The sequence below is a fragment of the Coprococcus sp. AF51-11b1 genome, from assembly GCF_027682785.1.
GTDB lineage: Bacteria > Bacillota > Clostridia > Lachnospirales > Lachnospiraceae > Allocoprococcus > Allocoprococcus comes.
In genome coordinates this window covers 47,343-69,979 of sequence record NZ_JAQCZB010000009.1, presented here as the reverse complement: position 1 = coordinate 69,979, position 22,637 = coordinate 47,343, and the positions used below count along the sequence as shown (strand labels likewise).

The window sequence follows — 22,637 nt, the reverse complement described above, 5'->3', positions numbered from 1 at the left end:
AGTTAATTATGTATGATTTTAGTTATTTAGAGTATTATAAAATGCAAGATAATATGTTAAATTTGAAGATAGGGATATGCAATGGCAGTACCGAAACAGAAAATTTTATTGAACGAATGGTTTGTAAAAAACGAAAAATGTCAGGAATTACCATTCAAATAAATATATTCTCCTTAAAAGACTTAATAAGAAACAATATAAATGAATGCGATATTATTTTTCTTGATTTAAAAAGTGAAGAAGACATTGCTAGAGCAGTTGCAGCTCATAATAAATCTAAGCAAAAGAAAATATTAATAGCAATTGCTGCCGATGATGGTCATGCTCAAGAATTAATAGAATTAGAAGTATTTAGATTACTAGTTAAGCCACTTAACGAAGTAATGTTTGATAAATATTTCTATGAGGCATTATCCAAATTTCCTATTATATCTAAGGTGTATAATTTCCAGTATAATAGGATTCAATATAAAATATTGTTAAATGAAATAATATATTTTCAAAGCGACAAAAGAATTACATATATAATAACAAACAATAAAATTAACAAAATATACTCATGCTATAAATCTTTAAATAAAGTAGAGTCAGAAGTATTGGTATTATCCAATTTATTTTGTAGAATACATCAATCTTTCCTAATTAATGTACTTTATGTGAAATACTTTACAGAAGAAATTGTGGAACTTATTGATGGAACTATTTTAGGAATAAGCAGAAAGAGGAAAAAATCTACAATAGAGCAATTAGAAAAATGTAATATACCCAGACAAAGTAAATAATAAAAAAGCGTTATCGCACTAAGCATAGTATTAGTACGATAGCGCTTTTTTATTATCAAATAAAGTGTAAGTATATAGAAGATAAAAGTTACATTTTGCTGAGAATAATTACATGATGAATGAAAATTATTCAATGAGTGATATAATACATATGAGGTGATACTATGGACTATCAATTTGAAAAGCAACATCAAAAAGGAAAACTGCATGCCATTGAAAGAATAAAACGGCTATTAGATGAAAATACCTTTTTCGAACTTGGACAAGCGGTAAGCGGTAAAAAGGGCGACTGGAAGGAGATAAATATTCCGTACGATGGAGTTATAACAGGTGTAGGGGAAATCAACGGGAAAAGAGTATATATTTATTCTCAGGATTTTACTATTAATGGAGGAACTTTAGGAAGTAAACATGGAAGAAAAATAGTAAATATTTTAAAAAGAGCTATACTTGATAAATGCCCTATTATCGGAATTAATGATTCTGGAGGTGCACGCATTCAGGAAGGCGTAAATTCGTTGAAGGGGTATGGTGAAATATTCTACTATCAGGTTTTAGCTTCAGGATATATTCCACAGATTTCAGTAATTGCTGGGACTTGTGCAGGAGGGGCGGTATATTCTCCAGCTCTTACAGATTTTATTTATGTTATTAAAGATATCTCCAAAATGTTTGTTACAGGCCCACAAGTCTTAAAGGAATCTACTGGAAAAGTTATTTCTTCCGAGGAACTAGGGGGAGTTAACGTTCATGGGAAGGAATCAGGTGTTGCTCATTTTGTGATGAATTCAGAAGTCGAATGCTATGATGCAATAAGGAAGTTATTGAAATTAATTCCTCATAATAATGAATGTACATATAAGTTTGAATTAAACAGTAATCTTAAGAAAAACAAAAATATTAAGGGATTGGTTCCACAAAATAAAAGATTACCATATGATGTAAAAAAAATTATATATGAAATATGTGATGAGGGATCTTTTATAGAAATACAGGAACAATATGCTCCCAATATTATTGTAGGCATGGGAAAAGTAAACAATGGGACTGTCGGAATAATTGCCAACCAGCCAATGATAAAGGCCGGGGTTCTAGATGCTGATTCAAGTGTAAAAGCTGCACGTTTCATTAGATACTGTGATTGCTACAACATTCCTATTATTACATTAGTTGATACACCAGGTTTTATGCCAAGTGAAAACGAAGAAAAGAAGGGGATTATTCGTCATGGAGCTAAACTGGTAACAGCATATGCAGAAGCGCATATCCCAAAGATTACAGTTATTCTTAGAAAGGCGTATGGCGGAGCATATATCGCTATGGGAAGTAAGCATTTAGGTACTGATTTTGTGTTTTCCTGGCCTAATGCTGAAATTGCTGTCATGGGTGCAGAGGGGGCAATTGATATTCTTTATCAAAAGGAATTGCGGAGCATATGCGATGAGAAAGAAAAGGACATTTTTAAGAAAAGCAAAATAAAGGAATATAATAATAGATACATAAATTCTCACATGGCCTTAGCTGAAGGATATGTGGATGCTGAAGTAGATCCGGACGAAACAGTAATTAGAATTGCCGATGCACTCAAGACTATTAGTAAGAAAGAATTTATAGATTCTATAATAAAAAAGCACACTAATATCCCGTTGTAGAAACCGCTTTATTAATTATGGGAGGAGAAAATGTGGAGTATACCTTCAAGACAATTAGCAGATAAGATATTACAGAGTTACAAAGTAGTGTTATTATCTGATGCAAAAAATATGGAAACAATTTTCGATGAATTGATATATGACCTTAATTCGATGCTAACAAAATTAAATGAAATTATTCCCACTAATGAAAGTCCAACATTCTGCCATAGAGATGCAAAAGAAAAGTTTAGGATTATCTTTTATGATTTAGTAGATGAAATAGGACAAGTACATGAACGTGATCCTGCAATTACTTGTAAAGAAGAGGTCATTCTATGTTATCCCTATATCAAAGCTATTATATTACATAGAATCTCCCATTATTTGTACCTGAATAAACTTAATATTCTAGCCCGAATAATAAGTGAAGAGTCACATTCAATGACAGGAATTGATATTCATCCAGGAGCTAAAATCGGAAAAAATCTTTTTATTGATCACGGTACAGGAATTGTAATTGGAGAAACCACTATTATAGGAAACAATGTGACTATATATCAAGGAGTAACTTTGGGTACTTATTCGTTCAGAAAGAATATAAGCGACTGCGTTGATTTTAAGACGAAAAGGCATCCAACAATTGAGGATAACGTGACAATATATGCAAATGCAACAATATTAGGTGGAAATACGATTGTTGGAAAAAACAGCATAATTGGGAGCAATGCTTGGGTGGCCAAAAGCGTTGAAGCCAACTCATTAGTAAAAGCGAATTGCATAATAGGTGCTCATTGAACTAAGAATATCATACAGTGAAAATATTTTACAAAACGATAATGAGAGGAGTTAATAAACAATATGTCGGAGAAAATAAAGTTATTTTGTTGGCCTTTTGCAGGCGGTTCTGCCAGTTACTATTTATCATGGCGACAATATTTACAAGAGAATATAGAGATTATACCTGTACAACTCTCTGGGCGAGGGGATCGGTATACTGATAAGCCATATAATAATTTTGGAGAAATGGCGGATGAAGGATACAATTATATAATTAATAATGTTAAGGGGAATGATAAATTTGCTTTTTTTGGTCATAGCATGGGAAGCTGGATTGTGTATGAAATTTGCAGGAGAATTAGAAATACTGAATTTGAAAAAAATTTAATGCATGTTTTCTTTTCTGCTAATCGGGCCCCATTTTACAATCATAAAGAAAAGCAAATTCACACATTACCAACGGATGAATTTATATCAGAAATACTTAAGTTAGGAGGAGGGAAGAGAGAAATTCTAGAAAACAAAGAATTTGGTACTATTTTTATCGACATTTTAAGAAAAGATTATACGTTAATTGAAGAGTATTCTTGCGCAAGGAACGATCTATTATTGGATTGTAGCATTAGTATATTTAATGGCATACAAGATAATATACCCTATGAAGGTCTTTTGGCATGGAATGAGTGTACTAAAAGAGACATGAAGCTATTCAATTTCCAAGGAAACCACTTCTTTATTGATAGTGATAAAGAAAATGTAGTTTTTACTATTGAAAAAATATTGTTTGAAAAGGAGTAATAGTGATGCAAGATTTAATGAAAAGGTTTATAGAAAATACACGACTGGAAAATAGAGGAATAACTATTATCAAAGATGAAAGTAAAGAAAAGTTTATACCGTATAGCTTAGTATATGAGAGTGCATTACGTTATTTAAAAGTGTTCCATGAATATGGCATTTGTAAGGGCAATGAGTTGTTGTTTCAAACAGAGAATATTGAGCAGTTTATTTATACTTTTTGGGCCTGTCAAATGGGGAGCATTACTGCTGTTCCAATTGATATTGGCGAAAACAATGAGAATGTAGAAAAGATTTTTAGAATTTTGAAAAGCCTAAGTAATCCATTTTATTTAGCTCATGAAGAGACTTTTAATGTTTTGCTTAAATATAAAAAGAATTATGAAGAGGAAATGAAGCTGCTTGAAAACAGACATATTTTTTATGAAAAAGTTATTAGTAACACTATTGCTGAAACGTTCGATATAAATAAACATGATCATGACTATATATCATTGATTCAGTATTCATCTGGATCAACTGGAGTTCCGAAAGGAATTCCAATTCTGTATACTTCTTTATCAACACATGTAAATGCATTAGCAAAAAGAGAGGCTGTTACGGACAATGATAAAATGCTGAATTGGGCACCATTAAGTCATAATTTAGGGCTGATATCAGTTCATGTTGTGGGTACCTTTTGCGCTACAAATCAGTATTTAATGCCAAAGCAATTATTTGTTCGTAATCCTTTAATATGGATGAGAAAGGCAAGTGAATATAAAGTAACAATGATTTATGCTCCAAATTTCGGGTTTAAATATTTACTTACGCATTATAAAACAGTGCAAAATGAAAAATGGGATTTATCAAATATTCGAGTGGCTTTTAATGGAGCAGAGCCTATCAATTATAAACTATGCACAGAGTTCGTAGACACCTTGCAAAGACATGGTTTACATAAAAACGTTATATATCCAGCATATGGTTGTTCCGAAGCTACTTCTGTTATTTCAATTCCTGAAGTGGGGAAAGAACTAAAGAAATATTTTGTTGACAGAAGGTATTTGAATATTGGGAAACAAGTTGTTTTGTGTGATAATACTGAAAAAAATGCTACTGCTTTCGTGAGCGTAGGAGAACCTGTAGATAATTGTGAAGTAAGAGTTTGTGATGAAAATAACAACATACTTGCAGATTTTTCGATTGGATATTTGCAGGTAAGAGGGGAGAATGTAATAAAAGAGTATTATAATAACGCCTCTGCAACAAAGGAATCGTTTGTAGGAGATGGGTGGTTTAATACAGGCGACTTGTGTTTCAGAGATGGAAATTCTGTAATAATTACAGGAAGGGCTAAAGAAATTATTTTTATTAATGGGCAAAACTATTATCCAATGGACATTGAGCGAGTGGTAGAAGAGGCGGATGAACGGCTAGCTGGAAGAATAGCTTGTTGCGGAATTTTTAGTGATGATATTCAAACAGATAAAATATATTTCTTTTTAGAATCCTCAGAATATAGTTTTGATGAATTTTCTATCCTTTCATCAAAAATATTAAATAGAGTTACCGATAGTTTGGGACTATATGTGGAAATGGTAATTCCAGTTAAGAAACTAGAAAAAACGCAAAGCGGAAAAATTCAGCGGTTAAAAATGGAAAAACAATTTCTGGCTGGAGAGTATGATGATTTGCTAGGACTGTATAATATCAAGAAAGATAGCAGCGATTTAGATGAAGCAGATGTAGAATCGAGTATTTTAAATATTTGGAAAAACGTTTTAAATAATGCCAATATCAAGAGCGATGATAATTTTTTTGATTTAGGTGGAAGTTCTAGTCTCCTAATCTTATTAACAACAAAAATTGAAGAAAAGTACCCTGACAGTGTTTCTGCTATTGATATTTTTGAAGCACCTACAGTAAAGGAATTATCAGAATTAATAGTGGATAGGATCAATAAATAAAGGAGTAACAGTGATGAAAGAATTAGGTATTGTATTTTCAGGCCAAGGATCACAATATCCAGGTATGTTCAAAGAACTTATGTCAGTGTATCCCAATGGAAAAGAATTTTTCGAAAATGCAAGCGAACTCTGCGGATTAAATCTGATAGATATCTGTTCTAATGCCTCTGAAGAAAAGCTGAAAGAAACAAGGATAGCACAATTAAGCACAGTAGTTTATAGTGTTGCATTATATGATTTTTTTGTAAAAGAAAATGGAATTTTGCCTAAACTATTTGCTGGTCATAGTGTAGGCGAATATGCAGCATTAATTGCATCAGGAATGCTTAGCTTTGAAGATGGAATTCGTTTAGTAAACAAAAGAGGCAGTCTGATGCAAAATATAGCTCAAGCGGGTGGAATGTTAGCTATTTTAGATGATGATATTTTAAATATTGAAATGTATTGTAAAGAGCAGAATTCTGAAGGCAATGAAATCGCTATTTCAAATTATAATTCCGATCATCAAACAATTATATCAGGTACAGTTGAACAGATTGAAAGAGCACAGGAGTATTTTGAAAAAAGCAATATTTCAGTTAAGCTATTGAAAGTTAGCGGAGCGTTCCATAGTCCACTAATGAGAACAACAGAGGATGCTTTTGAAAAAGAATTACAGAAATGTAAATTCCGAATGAATACAAATATTGTTTTTTCGAATGTAGATGCCGAGGCATACGAAAGCGAAGATGATATTAGATTAAAATTAAAGATGCAATTAAGTAGACCTGTTTTATGGAATGATATAATGCATGCTTTGAGAAGGCAGCAAGTAGATATTGTTATAGAGTGTGGACCTCAAAAGACGCTTACTAATCTGGTAAAAACAGTTTCAGGATTTTCAGCTTACTCGTACTCAAAAGATCGAGAAGAAATAAAGCATATTATTAGAGAACGGTATTCTGTTTCTAATAATCTTAGAAATCTGATAGAAAGAGGACTTACTATAATTGCTTGTACACGTAATTGTAATGATAGCATGGAAAATTATCAGATAGAAGTGATCGAAAGAGGAAAGAGATTACGAGGTATGATAAAGCATTGTAATGGCATAGAAAGAATCGACGAATTATTGATAAAAGATATAATTAATTGCTTACAAGAAATGTTAAATGCAAAAAAAATAAGTCCTGATGAACAAAAAAAATGGTTCCATAAACTGGAGAATGATACAGCGGATTTACAGCTGCAAAGAATATTAGCAAATGAAATTAAGACTAGGTTCTCCTAAAAGGTGGTAGTAGATATGAAAGATAAGAATAATGTTATGGATATAGCTATTATAGGTATGGCAATAAAAATACCACAGGCAAATAGTTTGCAGCAGTTTTGGAATATCATAGTCAATCAAATTGATACGGTAAAAATGTTACCGGCAAAAAGACGACATTGGTTGAATAGATATATAAATACAATACCTTGCAATCATCGAGATAAAATAGTATGCCCTGAAGGGGCTTATATTGAGAATATAGAAGAATTTGATAATGAACTTTTTCATATAACGCCAAAAGAATCTGAACTGCTTGATCCGAATCAGAGGATTTTTTTACAAGTTGCTTTTAAAGCATTAGAAGATGCGGGATACCCATTAGCTACCGTAAAGAATACTAACACAGGAGTATACGTGGGATTTGGAGATGATTCCGACTATTATACGCTAGTACAAGATTTGCAAAATCAGTTTTCAGATATAGCTAAAACCGGAAATTTGCGGCCAGTAATAGCTAGTCGATTATCTTATATTTGGGATTTAAAAGGACCTAATATGATGATTGATACATCTTGTTCTTCTGCATTAACAGCCATACATGTGGCGGCAAAAGCACTTAGGTCTGGCGAATGTGATATGGCTCTGTCAGGTGGCATTAAACTTAGTGTATTGCCTAATAAAAATAATTCTAATATAGGTGTGGAATCTCCGACCTATAAAACAAAACCATTTGATAATGGTGCTGATGGGACTACCTGGGGAGAGGGAGTAGGAGTAGTAGTTTTAAAACGATTAGAAGATGCAAAAAAAGATAATGATAGAATCTATGGAATCATTAAAAGTAGCAACGTGAATCAAGATGGAAAATCAGCCGGTATTACAGCACCAAGCCAAAAAGCTCAGGAAAAATTAATTGTTAATACCTGGAAGGATTCTTTGATTAATCCAGAAGAAATTTGTTATATTGAAACACATGGTACAGGAACAATATTAGGTGATCCGATAGAATTGGAAGGCCTTACTAGAGCTTTTAATCATTTTACAAAGAAGAAGCAGTTCTGTGCAATAGGAAGTGTCAAAGCAAATGTTGGGCATACTGTACATGCATCAGGAGTGATTGGACTGATAAAGGTTCTCCTATCCATTCAGCATAAGATTATACCTCCTATGACCAATTTTAATATAGCAAATCAAAATATTACATTTGAAAACAGTGCACTTTTTGTACCAACAAATACAATTTACGTAAAAAATAAAATGATATGCGGTATCAGTTCTTTTGGAGTAAGTGGTACCAATGTTCATATGCTAATAGAAGAAGCAGAACCAAAAAGAATCCATACAATATCAAAATATGCTGGTTCAAATTATTATTTGGCTTTATCTGTTCGAAGAGAGGATGATTATAAAAAACTACAAGATGAATATGTAGCATTTTTGAATAAGAATACGGATATTACTTCAGAAGAAATTTGCTACAGTGCTTTATACAGAAAGAACCACTACAATTTGCGTAGTGTTATAAATTTCTCCAATATTAAGGAACTAATAAATATTTTAGAAGAAGGTCCAAAACATAGAAAATGGATATTTTCTGATTCAAGATTAGAGGAATTAGGAGAACTACCAGATTTTTATAAGTGTTTTCTTGCAGGGAATGATATAAATAGTTTTATTGAACCAAAGACAAATGATATCAGATATGTGAAGTTACCGGGAACAATATTTCATAATAAAAACTATTGGCTAGAAATTCCCAAATCATTTAGAGTTTCTTCGGAATTATATCATATTGAGAGAACTCAACCTGAAACGACTAATAAGTTGGAATTAACAGGTAAAAAAGATGCAATATATACCGAAACTGAGCGGGAAGTGGCAAATATACTACAAGTACTTATAGGAGTCGATAAAATTGATGTCTCTCAAAATTTCGGAGAGCTAGGGACGGATTCAATACTTCTAACTAAGTTTGTAAGTGAAATAAATAAAAAATTAAACCTAAATTTGAAAGTTTCGGATCTCTTTGCAAATCCTACAATCAAAAGTTTATCAAAATTTATTGATAGTAAAACTCTGTTAATTAGTGTGAACGATGAAACTGAAGAAAAGGCTTCTCAATCGGATGATATTGCAATAGTAGGGGTTTCAGCCAGATTGCCAAGGGCAAATAATATTTTTGAATTTTGGGATAATCTAATACATGGAAGAGATTGCAAAGGATTACTTGAACGAAAAAGAAAGTATGAATGTGAAAAATATCTTAAATTTATTGGGGATTTACACGAAGATGATTTTTTCTCGGAAGGAGGATACATAGACGATTATAATTGCTTTGATTATAAATTCTTTAATATAACACCTAAAGAAGCGGAATTAATGGATCCACATCAAAGAGTAGTTCTGGAAGAAGCATGGAAAGCGATTATTGATGCAGGATACACAGAAGAAAGTATTTATGGAACTAATACTGGTGTTTATATAGGTTACACAAATGATTTTAGATTTAATTATTGGAAAATGGTAAATGATATTGAACCCCTTTCGTATAGTATGGCAGTTGCACCGAATCTTTCTTCTATAATTCCTAGTAGATTATCATATGTGTTCAATTTAAAAGGCCCCAGTATGCTAATTGATACAGCCTGTTCGTCCTCTTTGGTTGCAATACACACGGCTTGTGAAGAATTAAAAAATAATATATGTGACATGGCTATTACTGGGGGTGCTAGGATAAATTTGATGCCTGTTTCTAATAAAAATAGAAATATAGGAATAGAATCACCTGATTTTTCGTTATATGCATTTGATGAAAATGCCAATGGTACTGTATGGGGAGAAGGCGTTGTTATATTCGTTTTAAGAAGATTGAAAGATGCACAGAAAAATAATGAGCACATATATGGAATAATTAAGGGAAGTGCAACTAATCAAGACGGTATGTCAGCAGGAATTACTGCTCCGAATCCCCAAGCTCAGATTGATGTTCTTAGGAAGGCATGGGAAAATGCGAAGATTAGGCCGGAAGATATGGCATATATTGAGTGTCATGGGACTGGAACCAACATGGGTGATCCTATTGAAGTTGACTCTATAGATAAAGCATTTCAGAAATATACTAATAAAAAACAGTTTTGCGGTATAGGCAGCGTAAAATCTATGATCGGTCATTTAGATGCTGTTTCTGGTGCTGCTGGCTTATTGAAAATATTGCTTTCGATGCAATACGGACAATTACCGGGAAATATCAATTTAAGAATACCTAATAATGCTATAACGTTCGAAGACTCACCTGTCTATTATTTAAAAGAAAATCAAAAATGGGAAAAAGAGGGACGAAAGAGAATAGCAGGAGTTAGCGCATTCGGTTTTAGCGGTACAAATTGTCATATGGTTATAGAAGCAAAAGATAATGATTTTCATTCAAATATCAACTACAGGGAACAAGAATATTTATTTGTTTTATCTGCAAAAACCAAAAATGCATTATGGAATTTATTATATGAGTATAACAATTTTTTGCAATTTAACATAACTCCTCCCCTGATAAATATTTGCTATACACTATGCAAGGCAAGACCACACTATGATGAGCGAATAGCATTTGTTGTGAAAAATCTTTCCGAGCTAAAACAGGAAATTAGTTGCTTTATAAGAAATGGAAAGAACTTGTTTGAAAGCGAGTGTGAAAAATTAAAGAATATATATAAAAATACATTTTCATATATGCATAATATGGCAGTGAGCTTTATGGATGGACAAATTCCAAACTGGGATGAATTGTATATAGACAAATTTGAAATAGTATCTCTGCCTACATATTCTTTTGAAAAGACTCCATGCTGGCTTACTATACCTAGAGAATCTAATGAAAAAGAAAATGTTCAACGTTGTGTCAATCATAATACTTCAGGCGGAGATATCGAAAATATAATTTTGCTTGGACGTGATGGGAATAGCTTTTCAAATATTGAGAAGGAAGTTGCCTTGGTATGGAAGAAGGTAATGGGATTTACAGAGATAAACGTTAATAGCGATTTTTATGAAATGGGTGGACACTCAATTGCTATGATGGAAATAGTGAATAGTCTACAAGATAAATATAGTGTCTCGCTAACTTACTCAGAATTTAATGATAATTGCACAATTTCAAAGTTAGCTAAAATAGTTGAGTCCAAAAAGGGAGAGAATGCTATAGGACAATATCCTCAGATCGTGCCGGATAAAAGGACTTTATATGATGAATTTATGTTAACAGATATTCAGATGGCTTATTTACTTGGCAGAAGAGAATCCTTTGAAATGGGAGGTGTGTGTACCCATGTTTACCTTGAAGTAGTTACAAAATTAGATATAGCACGTTTGGAGAGAAGTTTAAATAAAGTGATTGCACGTCATCCTATGTTACGTGCTATTGTCAACAATGATGGAAAACAAAAAATTTTACAGGAAATTCCATATTATCATATTAATATTAGAGATTTATCAATGAGCAACAAAAATCAACAAGAGGATGCTATAAAAAAAGAAAGAAAAGTTATTTCGCATCATGTATTTCAAACTGGGGAATGGCCCATGATAGGTGTATCAGCATTAAAGCTTGAAGAAAATAGTTATTATTTGTTTATCGAATTTGACATGCTGATTGCTGATGGAAGTAGTCTTCAAATCATTGGAAATGACTGGATGACATTTTATGACAATGAAAATATTCAGTTGCCGGAATTGAATTTTACTTTTAAGGACTATATGAAAGGATTAATGGAACTAAAAAGTAGCGATTTATATCGAAAGGACAAAGATTTTTGGTTAAAACGCTTAGATACATTTCCGGATGCTCCAAGTATTCCATATGTTTGTGAACCTGAACTTATAACAAAACCACATTTTAACAGATTAACCGCTACTTTTGATAGAAAAAAGTGGGGAATAATTAAAAATACAGCACAGAATCTAAAAGTGTCTACTTCAGCATTACTGTGTGCTGCTTATGCAGAGGTCCTTGCATATTGGAGTAATCAACCTCATATGGCTATTAATTTAACTGTATTTAACAGATACCCTTTCAATGAAGAAGTAAACTTTTTAGTAGGTGATTTTACTTCGGTTATGTTAGTAGAAATAGATTTTACAACCTCTGATATATTTGAAGAAAGAGTTAAAAGTATTCAGAAAGAGATAATGAAAAATTTGGAACATAGGCATTATGACGGAGTAGAGTTCATAAGAGAGTTAGCACGCAAGAAGAATCGTATTGGAGAACCAATAATGCCATTTGTATTTACTAGTATGTTATTCAATGATGCAGATAATCCATGGGATAAATTAGGGAAAACTATTATGGGACTTAGTCAGACACCACAAGTATATTTGGATCATCAGGCAGGAGAAATGGGAGGTGAACTTGTTATTAACTGGGATTATGTAAGTGAAATATTTGATCAGGATATGATTAATAGTATGTTTAAACAATATACAGATGTATTAGAATTTTTCGCAGAAGGGCAGGAATAAAACTATGGGTTATAATTTATTTGATAAAATGAACAGGGAATCTAGTGTAGAAGAAATCTATGCAAAGTATAATGCCACAGACAAAACTTTTGAAAATTATACATTGATTGATCTTTTTAACAAGACCGTAAAAAAATATCCCAATAATATCGCAATCAAAAATGGAAATGAAGAGATTTCATATGAGAAGCTGCACAAAATGGCTGTAAAAGTTGCTGATAGTTTAAACGCTAAAGGTATACGATCAGGAGATAAAATAGGAATTATTGCTTCAAGAAAAATTTCGACATTAATTAATATTATTGGTACCTTAATGGCAGGAGCGGCATATGTTCCTATAGAACCGGAATTCCCTGAAGAAAGAAAAACATTTATTGTAAGTAATAGTAAATGTAAAGCACTGCTGGAAGATAATGCATTACCAAAGATTTATGAAACCACAAGCGAATTGGTAAAAACTGATAAGTTCGAGGCAACGGCATATGTAATCTATACTTCTGGAAGTACAGGGCACCCTAAGGGGGTAGAAATTTCAAATAAGGCAGTAGTTAATACAATTTTGGATGTGATTGAAAAATTCAATATTACTGAAAAAGATAAAATACTAGGAGTATCTTCTATGTGTTTTGACCTGTCTGTTTTTGATATTTTTGTAACCTTCGCAACAGGTGCTACATTAGTGCAGATTGAAGATCCGAGAGATGTGTCAGATATTCTGGCTTTGATTGAAAAAGAAAGTATTACGATTATTAATTCTATTCCTTCTACAATGGAATTATATGTAAATAATAGTAAAGAAAGCTATAAAAACAATTCAGTAAGACTTTCTTTATTAAGTGGAGATTGGATCTCACTAAAGCTACCAGATAAAATAAAAATGAAATTTCCAAACTGTAAAGTAATAAGTCTTGGTGGAGCTACAGAGGCTTCTATATGGTCCATTTACTTTCCAATAGATAAGGTAAATGACACTTGGAACAGTATTCCCTATGGATATCCTTTAGCTAATCAAAAAATTTATATTTTAAATTACGAACAAAAATTATGTTCGTATGGGATAGAAGGAGAAATATATATAGGTGGGCAAGGAGTAGCGAAAGGGTATATTAATGATCAGATTAAAACAGAGAAAGCATTTGTCGAGCATAGTAAATTGGGGAGATTATATAGGACAGGTGATTACGGTGTAATGACACGTGAGAACTACATTCGGTTTTTAGGGCGAAAAGATAGCCAGGTCAAACTTCATGGATATCGAATAGAACTAGGAGAAATAGAATCTGTTATGAAGAAATTTCCTAGCATGACTGACGCTGCCGTTTCAATTATAAAAAATGAAGCTAATAGTGATATCTTGTGTGCCTTTTATGTAATGGAGGAAAAATTTCTGCCTGATTTAAAAAAATATATGCAGACATATTTACCTACCTATATGATACCTACCGAATTTGTAAAAATAGATAGTATACCATTAACTCTAAATGGAAAGGTAGATAGAAATGCACTGAAAACACAAAGGATATCTCAAAATAAATTGGTGACAAATACTGCAGAGAAAAATGTTTCATTAGAAACAAGACTGATTCAATTACTCAAAAATGTATTTCCGACAAAAGTGGATATAAGTGCTAATGATAATTTCTTTGAATTAGGTTTAAATTCAATTTCAATGGTAAATCTTGTCGGGGAAATAGAAAAGGAACTTGGAATTCAGTTGAAATTCAAAGAATTTCTAAAAGCAAACAATATTCATGAATTAGCAGAAATATTAAATGAATCAACTATAAGCACGGTAGAGCATAAAGAGGTGTATAAGGCAAGCGATAAAGAACATTTATACGATCCATTTCCAATTAGTGATGTACAGTTAGCATATTTTATGGGGAGAGATGAAGCATTTGAGCTTGGCGGAACTTCTACACATGCGTATGGAGAAATAGAATCAACATTAAATATAGAACTATTTAATCAAAGTCTGCAAAAAGTTATTGATCGACATCCTGTTCTACGTTCGATTATTTTACCTAATGGTATGCAGAAAATATTAAAAAATACTGAAGAATATCAGATAGAGGTGCTTGATTACTCTGGCATGACGGAAGAGCAGTTTCAAGAGAAAGTTTTGATGGAACGAGAACACTCATCACATCATGTTTTCAAACCGAATGAATGGCCATTATTCTCCTTTAAAGCCTTTAAGACGCCCCATAATACAAACTATTTATTTGTAGAATTAGATTTGCTTATTGGTGATGGTATGAGCATGCGAATCTTGGTAAATGAAATTATGGAATTTTATAATAATCCATCACTAGTATTGCCACAGTTAAACTATACATTTAGAGATTATATGTTAGCACTGGAAGAATTCAAAAAAACTGATGAATATAAGAGTGCGAAAAAATACTGGCTGGATAAAATTGATGAATTTCCAAGTGCACCGGCTCTTAATTATGTAACTAAGGTGAAAGACGTTCATACACCTCATTTTGAGCGAGTCGAAAAAATCTTTAATGAAACAGAGTTAGAAAAATTACGGGTTGCTGCTAGAGCACATAATGTGACGGTTTCATCCGTTCTATGTACAGCGTTTTCAAAAGTATTGGAATTTTGGAGTAATCAATCGCATTTTGCGATTAATCTAACAGTATTTAATAGAAAGAAATTTCACCCAGATGTAAATAAACTAATAGGAGATTTTACATCCACGATGTTACTGGATGTGAATTTTGAAGGGTCTGATGACTTCTGGGAAGAATGTGCAAGAACTCAAGAGGTTTTGATGGAGGCGTTGGAATATAGAGACTACAATGGTGTTGAATTTATTAGAGAAATCGCAAAGCACAGGCATCAAGAAAATATGGCAATCATGCCTATTGTTTTTACAAGTATGATTTTTGATGAAAGTAATCACCAGGAAAACTATGTTGACGCAATTGGAAAAACAAAATATGAAAGAAGCCAGACCTCACAAGTATTCCTCGACTTCCAAGCAAGTGATGATAATAATCAGCTAAAAATGAGCTGGGATTATGTTAAAGAACTATTTGATGCAACCGCAATTGAGGATATGTTTACCTGCTATATAAAACTGCTTTTTGATGTTATCGATGGAAAGAAAAAAATTAAAATGGAAATGCCTAAAGATGACAAGGAATTTATCGAACAGTATAATTCTACAGAAGACTATATTCCTCAAGGGTTATTATATGAATCCTTATATACAAACGCTCGACTGATACCTAATAATATAGCTATTATAAATGGCACTGAATCTATAACTTACGAGCAACTTAACAAATTATCCAATAAAGTTGGACACTATCTATGTACTCAGGGTATTAGAAGAAAAGATGTGGTATGTGTTCTTGTGAAACCAAGAATAGAGACAATTGCCATTATATATGGAGTTTTGAAAGTTGGAGCAACTTATGTGCCTATAGACTCAAGCTACCCAGAAGAGCGTATTAAATACATAACTAATAAATGCAATTCAAAACTTTTGGTAGAGAGCTATCCCGAGAAAAAAATCTGGGAAACGCTTAGTGATGAAGATTTGAAAGTTTCGAGTTTGCCTACAGATCTAGCCTATATTATTTTTACATCAGGAAGTACAGGTATGCCTAAAGGTGTTGAAATCACACACGCAGCAGCTTATAATACCATCTTTGATATTAATAATAGATTTAATATATCAGAAGAAGACAAGATTCTTGGTGTTTCATCACTCTGCTTTGATTTATCAATATATGATTTATTTGGTACACATATGGCAGGCGCTTCACTTGTCCAAGTGGAAGATTCTAAGGATATTAATGAAATTTGTAGCGTGATAAAAAAAGAGAATATAACAGTATATAATTCAGTTCCAGCCATAATGGAATTGGTTGTTTCAAATATGAAGCCAACAAATAACAATCTTAGACTGGTTCTTTTGAGTGGAGATTGGATACCTACAGACTTGCCTGATAAAATTCGCAAGACATTTGGAAAAACTGAGATTATCAGTCTTGGCGGAGCAACAGAAGCAAGTATTTGGTCAATATATTATAAAGTGGATAAAGTAAAGAAAGAGTGGGAGAGTATTCCATATGGTTGTCCACTTAGAAATCAAAAAATGTATATATTGGATAGTAAGAAGAGGATTTGTCCAGTTGGAGTCATCGGAGAAATATATATCGGAGGTCGAGGTGTTGCGGCTGGATACGTGAATGAATCTAAATTAACAGCGGAAGCATTTATTTCACACGAGCTAGGCTATCTGTATAGAACAGGAGATTATGGCGTATTAGTTCGAGATGGTTATATCAAATTTATGGGAAGAAGAGACTCTCAGGTTAAGATTGGAGGATATAGGATAGAACTGGGCGAAATTCAGAGTAAATTAATGCTTATAGATTGCATTAAAAAAGCAGTTGTTTTAGTTAAAGAGGGTAAAGATGGTAGTAAATTTTTAAACGCATATGTCGAAACTTCTGCAGAAGTGCAAGAGAAATATATTAAAGAAAACCTTTCTAAGTATCTTCCTAAATATATGATACCGGATCAAATAATAACTGTAGATAGTATACCTCTTACCGGAAATGGGAAGATTAATACGAAAGTGTTACTAGATCTTTCTAAAAATGGTTGTAGCAAACCACAAGTTTATATCAAGCCTAAAAATGAAACTGAAGAAAAAGTATATGAGTTATGGAAGCAAGCATTAGGGATTGAGGAGTTCTCAGTCGATGAAGACTTCTATATGTTAGGTGGACATTCAATTACTATGATTAAACTTCTTGCATTAATCGAAAAGGAAATGAATGTAAAACTTTCGTATAGTGAATTTATTCAAAATCCTACAGTTTTGCAGAATGCCCTCGTTATTAATTCAAAAAAAACTGGAAGTCTCACGCAATATCCGGAGCTTTGCGTTGATCAGAATAAAGAGTATGAGGAATTTGAATTAACGGATATTCAAATGGCCTATTTAGTAGGTAGGAATACAGCTTTAAAATCCGGCGGTGTCTCAACGCATATGTACACGGAACTTATTACAGAGCTTGATATGAAGAAATTCAATGTTGCTTTAAACAAAACGATCTTACGCCATGGAATGCTTCGAGCAATTGTTTATAAAACAGGTAAACAAATAATTTTAAAAGATGTACCTGAATATAGTATTTTTATTGAGGATATTTCGGATTTGTCAGAAATAGAGCAACAGGATAAAATTGTCAAAAAACGTGAAAACCTATCCTCTCATGTATTTGATACGGAAAAATGGCCGCTATTTAATTTTGAAGCATTTTATTTAGGAAAGGGAAAAAGCTATTTATTTGTTGAGTTCGATCAGCTAATTGCGGATGGGACAAGTATACAGATTATTACAAATGATATTTTAGACTTTTATTTTCATCCAAATGCAACAATTCAGAATACAGAGATTACATTCCGAGACTATATGGAGACATATTCACTGATGAGGACGCAAGATAAATATGATGAAGATAAAAGGTATTGGCAAGAAAAAATAGATATTTTCCCAGAAGCACCAATGCTCCCTATTATAAAAGAAGGACTACAAGAAAAAAAATGGACATTTAAGCGATTAAGTACTGTTATAAGCAAAGAGAAATATGAAAAAATAAAGAATTTTGCTATGAAGAACAGGACGACAGTTTCAGTTGTATTATGCGCTGCGTATTCAAAAGTATTAAGCGACTGGTGCAACCAAAAGAAAATTGCATTAAATTTGACATTGTTTAACAGATATCCATTTCATAGAGATGTTGATAAATTAGTGGGAGATTTTACATCTGTATTATTGTTAGACATTGATTGCAGTGAAACAGATAATTATTCAGAACTGTGTTCTAATATACAAAGAACCTTAGCAGAGGCTATGGAACATAAATTGTATGAAGGAATTCAGGTTATTAGAGATCTCGCAAGAAAAAAGGGAATGGTTAATCAACCTGTGATGCCAATAGTGTTTACAAGTATGCTTTTTGGAGAACACAAGGATTCAAATCACACAATTGGAAAACAAGTATATACATCCACACAAACAACACAGGTATTTTTGGACCATCAGGCAAATGATATGGATGGCAATCTAAATCTCACATGGGATTACGTGTCAGATTTGTTCGATAAGGATGTTATTGAAAAAATGTTTGAGCAATATATAAGCAATGTTAATAACATAATTGATGGTAACGTCCTTTTTGAAGAGCAGCTAAATACCTCTGATATCAACTTACTTAAAAAATATAATATGACTGAAACAACAATATCAGATAAGAGCTTAATTGAATTATTCACTGAATCGGTACGCAAATATCCTGATAATATTGCCGTTATTGATAATGATGACATGATTACATATGGAGGATTAGACCAGATGTCTAATCAGATGGCCAATTACTTAAAAGAAAAAGAAATAGAAAAAGGTGACAAAGTTGCTATTTTAGGATACAGGGATTTTAATACTATTGTAGGTGTTTTAGGTATTCTTAAACTTGGAGCCGCATATGTACCTCTCGATCCTGAAGTTCCTAAAGAAAGAAGGGAATTCATAAGGAAAAATAGTGAATACAAGTATTTATTAGATACAAAAAATGAAAATGAGTGGACAAAGTACGCATGCCAGTATGAAATCGAGAAATTTGATGAAACCTCCCTCGCATATATTATCTATACTTCAGGTAGTACTGGAAAACCCAAAGGAGTAATGATTTCAAATTCTGCCGCAGTTAATACTATTTTGAATATTAATAAAAAATTTGGTATTACTTCAAATGATAGAATAGCAGGAATTTCATCACTATGCTTTGATCTTTCTGTCTATGACATTTTTGGCGCTTTTGAAGCAGGAGCGAGTATGGTTGTAATCAAAGATCAGCGCAATATGCAGGATGTCATTAAAACTGTTGAAAAAAATAAGGTTACCGTGTGGAATTCAGTTCCTGCAATTATGGAAATGGGAATTCGCTATATAAAGACATCTGGAGAAAATGATTATGCTTGGGATATGGAAGCAGAAGATTATGAACTGCATGATAAAAAATTGTACTGGTCTCCAGCAGCAGTTTGGAAAATTAGTAATAACGCTTTATTTATAAATAATAAAGTAGTTGAAGATTCCTTTATGGCGAAATTTTTACCGGAATTATATTTTTATGTGCAGGATGGAAGAAGCAAAGATGAAATTTTAGATCATTTTTCTGATTTGCCGCAAAAAGATCTGCAGAAGTCCATAGAAAATTTGCTGGAAGAGCACATTCTAATAGACTCTATTTTGTCCCCAGAAGAATTATTTGAAACACAGGACAAATTATATCAACATACATTTGGAGAAACCCTCATTTACGATGCAGAGTCATATAAAGAGTTTAAAAAAATGCAGATGCGTCGGCAGTTGGATTACAGAGGAGAGAGAATTAAGCTGCTAAATAATATCAAATATCCGGATGTAATAAATGATAGGGAAAGCTGTAGAGAATTTAATCAAAAGAAAAAGATTCCATTTAGTATATTTTCAGCGGCATTATCAGTATTTGCACAAAGAAATACAGAGGGAAAGGTAAAATATAACTACTCCAGTGCTGGAGGTTTATATCCAATTGATCTATATGTTTATATTAAAAAGGATCGAATTGAAAGTGTAAATCCTGGATTATACTATTACAATCCAGTGAATAATGGATTAATCGTAGTAGAAGATGGTGAAGTTATCTCTTCCGATGCCCATTATTTTACTAATAAATCCATTTTTAATTCATCAGCATTTTCACTATTTTTTGTTTATAATGCTGCAGTTACAATGCCCAGGTATGGTGGAGCGGGGTACGAATATGGATTTATTGATACGGGTATTATGACAGCACTATTCACGCAAATCTGCCAATACTTAAATTTAGGAACTTGTTCAATAGGTGATATGAACTTTTCCAAAATAGCTAAGAAATTTAAAATGAAAAAAAGCCAAATGTGGATACATACAGTTGAATGCGGAATAAAGAAAGATAACAGCGAATTAGCTATGTTACCTGTAAATCAAGATCTAAAAGATAAATCAGATAATAGTCAATTGGTAAATAGCGATTTACGCGTGGTGATGCTTAGTGGTGACTGGATTCCAAAAGATCTCCCATCAAAAATCAAATCATATGCACCAAATGCTAATATAGTAAGCCTAGGTGGTGCAACAGAAGCCAGCATCTGGTCAATATATTATCCTGTAGATGATGTTGATAAAAAGTGGAAAAGTATTCCATATGGATATCCTTTAGCTAATCAAAAAGTTTATATTATGGATACAAAAGGGCATGTGCTCCCAGTTGGAGTGAAAGGTGAAATTTGTATTGGAGGTATGGGTGTAGCAAAGGGATATTGTAACGATGAAGAAAAAACAAATCAAGCGTTTATTACATATCCAAGGTATGGAAGAGTTTATCGCACAGGTGACTTTGGTATTATGCATCAGGAAGGATATATTGAATTTTTAGGTAGAAAAGACTATCAAGTGAAAATAAATGGATATCGGATTGAATTACAAGAAATTGAAAACGCACTAACTTCAAATTATGATATTGAAAACTGTGTTGTAAAAGTGCAGACTGATCAGTTTGGAGATGTTTTAATTGCCTATTATACAGCGAATAGCGAAGTGAATGAGGTGGAACTGAAGACATCGTTAAAAGGAATTCTGCCTGATTACATGATCCCTAAATATTTTATGAAAATAGATTGTTTTTATCTTAATAGTAATGGGAAAATAGATCGAAATAAATTGCCTAAATTCAATATTAAAGTTAATAGAAAAGAAAATGGGGTGATTGCAAAGACTGATACTGAAAGAAAAGTATGCAATATAGTGGAAGATGTATTACAGGTTTCAGGAGTGCAGATTTCAGATGATTTTTTTGAAATTGGAGGTGACTCTCTGAGAGCGACAGAATTTGTCGCAAAAGTAGAAAAAATATTTAAAGTAAAAATTGGGTTTGAGATTTTCGAAAATTCAAAGATTTCAGATGTTGTAGAAACCATTGAAAATAAGAGAAATGAGGTGAAAGAGAAACATGAAATGAACAATAATATTGAGATGATTAAACAAGGATCAAATACGCATAAAAAGTTTTTCCTTTTTAGCGAGGTACAAGGAGCTATTGATCAGTATTATCCTTTAGCTAAATTTGTAAAAGATGAATACTGTTTGTATGGTGTTAAAGATAATTGGTTTAATGGATTAAGTGCAATGAATGTGACGCTTGAAGCATTATCAAAAATATATGTAGATGAAATAGTAGAGTTAACGGATGATAAAGATGAAGTTATATTAGGGGGCTGGAGCTTTGGTGGTCTTTGGGTTCTAGAGGTTTATAAGCAATTGAGAGCTTATCGTAAAGTAAAATACCTAGCTATAATTGATTCTCTTCAACCGGATGCTGTATTTGATATGCCATTGGAGTTTACATTAAATGAAGAAAAAGAAATTGTGAAACAATATATTTCGCCTTCAATTGAAGTAGATTCAGCACCTAATACAGAAGAGCTTTGGAAAATGGTAATTGGCTATTTTAAAAAGAACACGCATTCTTATGAACGATTTATAAATGGTTTTGGCGATTTGAGTTTCGTATTGCAAGAAGCAGACCCTGTAGAATGCATTAAGCATTTTAATCTGTTCCGAACACTTTCGAGTGCACAAAGTAAGTATAAAATGGGAAATGAAAGCTATGACATACCTGTTGTATTAGTCAAAGCTGAAAAGTCTTATATTAATATGGACTTAGAAGTATGGAATACACTTTTCCCGAACAATCAAATGTTAATGTATCCAGTAAATCATAATCAAATTATCCAAGAACCTGTAGCTTCTGAATGGATTAATAACCTCAATCAGGTGATATAGGTGTTTATAAGAATTCTGCCCCCTATTAGT

Annotated in this window: 8 protein-coding genes; all 8 read left to right on the top strand. The window is 32.5% G+C overall.

From position 1 onward, the window contains the following. Positions 1 to 8 precede the first annotated feature (8 nt). The 8 genes from PGY05_RS09950 (at position 9) to PGY05_RS09915 (ending at position 22,607) form a co-directional block, all read left to right on the top strand. The gene (locus tag PGY05_RS09950) at positions 9 to 782 is read left to right on the top strand and encodes a LytR/AlgR family response regulator transcription factor (protein ID WP_270475798.1); all 774 of its coding nucleotides are present in this window, start codon (positions 9 to 11) and stop codon (positions 780 to 782) included. Positions 783 to 946: 164 nt separating this feature from the next. Next, positions 947 to 2,434 (top strand): acyl-CoA carboxylase subunit beta, encoded by a 1,488-nt coding sequence (locus PGY05_RS09945; RefSeq protein WP_270475797.1) that lies wholly within the window; start codon positions 947 to 949, stop codon positions 2,432 to 2,434. 30 nt (positions 2,435 to 2,464) lie between these two features. Continuing rightward, the gene (gene epsC / locus PGY05_RS09940) at positions 2,465 to 3,211 is read left to right on the top strand and encodes a serine O-acetyltransferase EpsC (protein ID WP_270475796.1); all 747 of its coding nucleotides are present in this window, start codon (positions 2,465 to 2,467) and stop codon (positions 3,209 to 3,211) included. A gap of 63 nt (positions 3,212 to 3,274) precedes the next feature. After that, positions 3,275 to 3,991 (top strand): thioesterase II family protein, encoded by a 717-nt coding sequence (locus PGY05_RS09935; protein ID WP_270475794.1) that lies wholly within the window; start codon positions 3,275 to 3,277, stop codon positions 3,989 to 3,991. A 5-nt stretch (positions 3,992 to 3,996) separates the two neighbouring features. Next, positions 3,997 to 5,940, top strand: a complete 1,944-nt coding sequence (locus PGY05_RS09930; RefSeq protein ID WP_270475793.1) for a non-ribosomal peptide synthetase — start codon at positions 3,997 to 3,999, stop codon at positions 5,938 to 5,940. Positions 5,941 to 5,953: 13 nt separating this feature from the next. Further along, on the top strand, positions 5,954 to 7,210 hold the full coding sequence (locus tag PGY05_RS09925; protein ID WP_270475792.1) for an ACP S-malonyltransferase: 1,257 nt from the start codon (positions 5,954 to 5,956) through the stop codon (positions 7,208 to 7,210). Between the two features lie 15 nt (positions 7,211 to 7,225). Continuing rightward, complete coding sequence (locus tag PGY05_RS09920; protein ID WP_270475791.1) at positions 7,226 to 12,706, top strand: beta-ketoacyl synthase N-terminal-like domain-containing protein; 5,481 nt, start codon at positions 7,226 to 7,228, stop codon at positions 12,704 to 12,706. Between the two features lie 4 nt (positions 12,707 to 12,710). Next, the gene (locus PGY05_RS09915) at positions 12,711 to 22,607 is read left to right on the top strand and encodes a non-ribosomal peptide synthetase (protein WP_270475790.1); all 9,897 of its coding nucleotides are present in this window, start codon (positions 12,711 to 12,713) and stop codon (positions 22,605 to 22,607) included. Positions 22,608 to 22,637: the final 30 nt, after the last annotated feature.

Excerpts from the sequence above, each read along its gene's own strand:
- PGY05_RS09950 (WP_270475798.1), top strand. The coding sequence starts at position 9 with ATGTATGATTTTAGTTATTTAGAGTATTATAAAATGCAAGATAATATG.
- PGY05_RS09945 (WP_270475797.1), top strand. The coding sequence starts at position 947 with ATGGACTATCAATTTGAAAAGCAACATCAAAAAGGAAAACTGCATGCC.
- epsC (WP_270475796.1), top strand. The coding sequence starts at position 2,465 with ATGTGGAGTATACCTTCAAGACAATTAGCAGATAAGATATTACAGAGT.
- PGY05_RS09935 (WP_270475794.1), top strand. The coding sequence starts at position 3,275 with ATGTCGGAGAAAATAAAGTTATTTTGTTGGCCTTTTGCAGGCGGTTCT.
- PGY05_RS09930 (WP_270475793.1), top strand. The coding sequence starts at position 3,997 with ATGCAAGATTTAATGAAAAGGTTTATAGAAAATACACGACTGGAAAAT.
- PGY05_RS09925 (WP_270475792.1), top strand. The coding sequence starts at position 5,954 with ATGAAAGAATTAGGTATTGTATTTTCAGGCCAAGGATCACAATATCCA.
- PGY05_RS09920 (WP_270475791.1), top strand. The coding sequence starts at position 7,226 with ATGAAAGATAAGAATAATGTTATGGATATAGCTATTATAGGTATGGCA.
- PGY05_RS09915 (WP_270475790.1), top strand. The coding sequence starts at position 12,711 with ATGGGTTATAATTTATTTGATAAAATGAACAGGGAATCTAGTGTAGAA.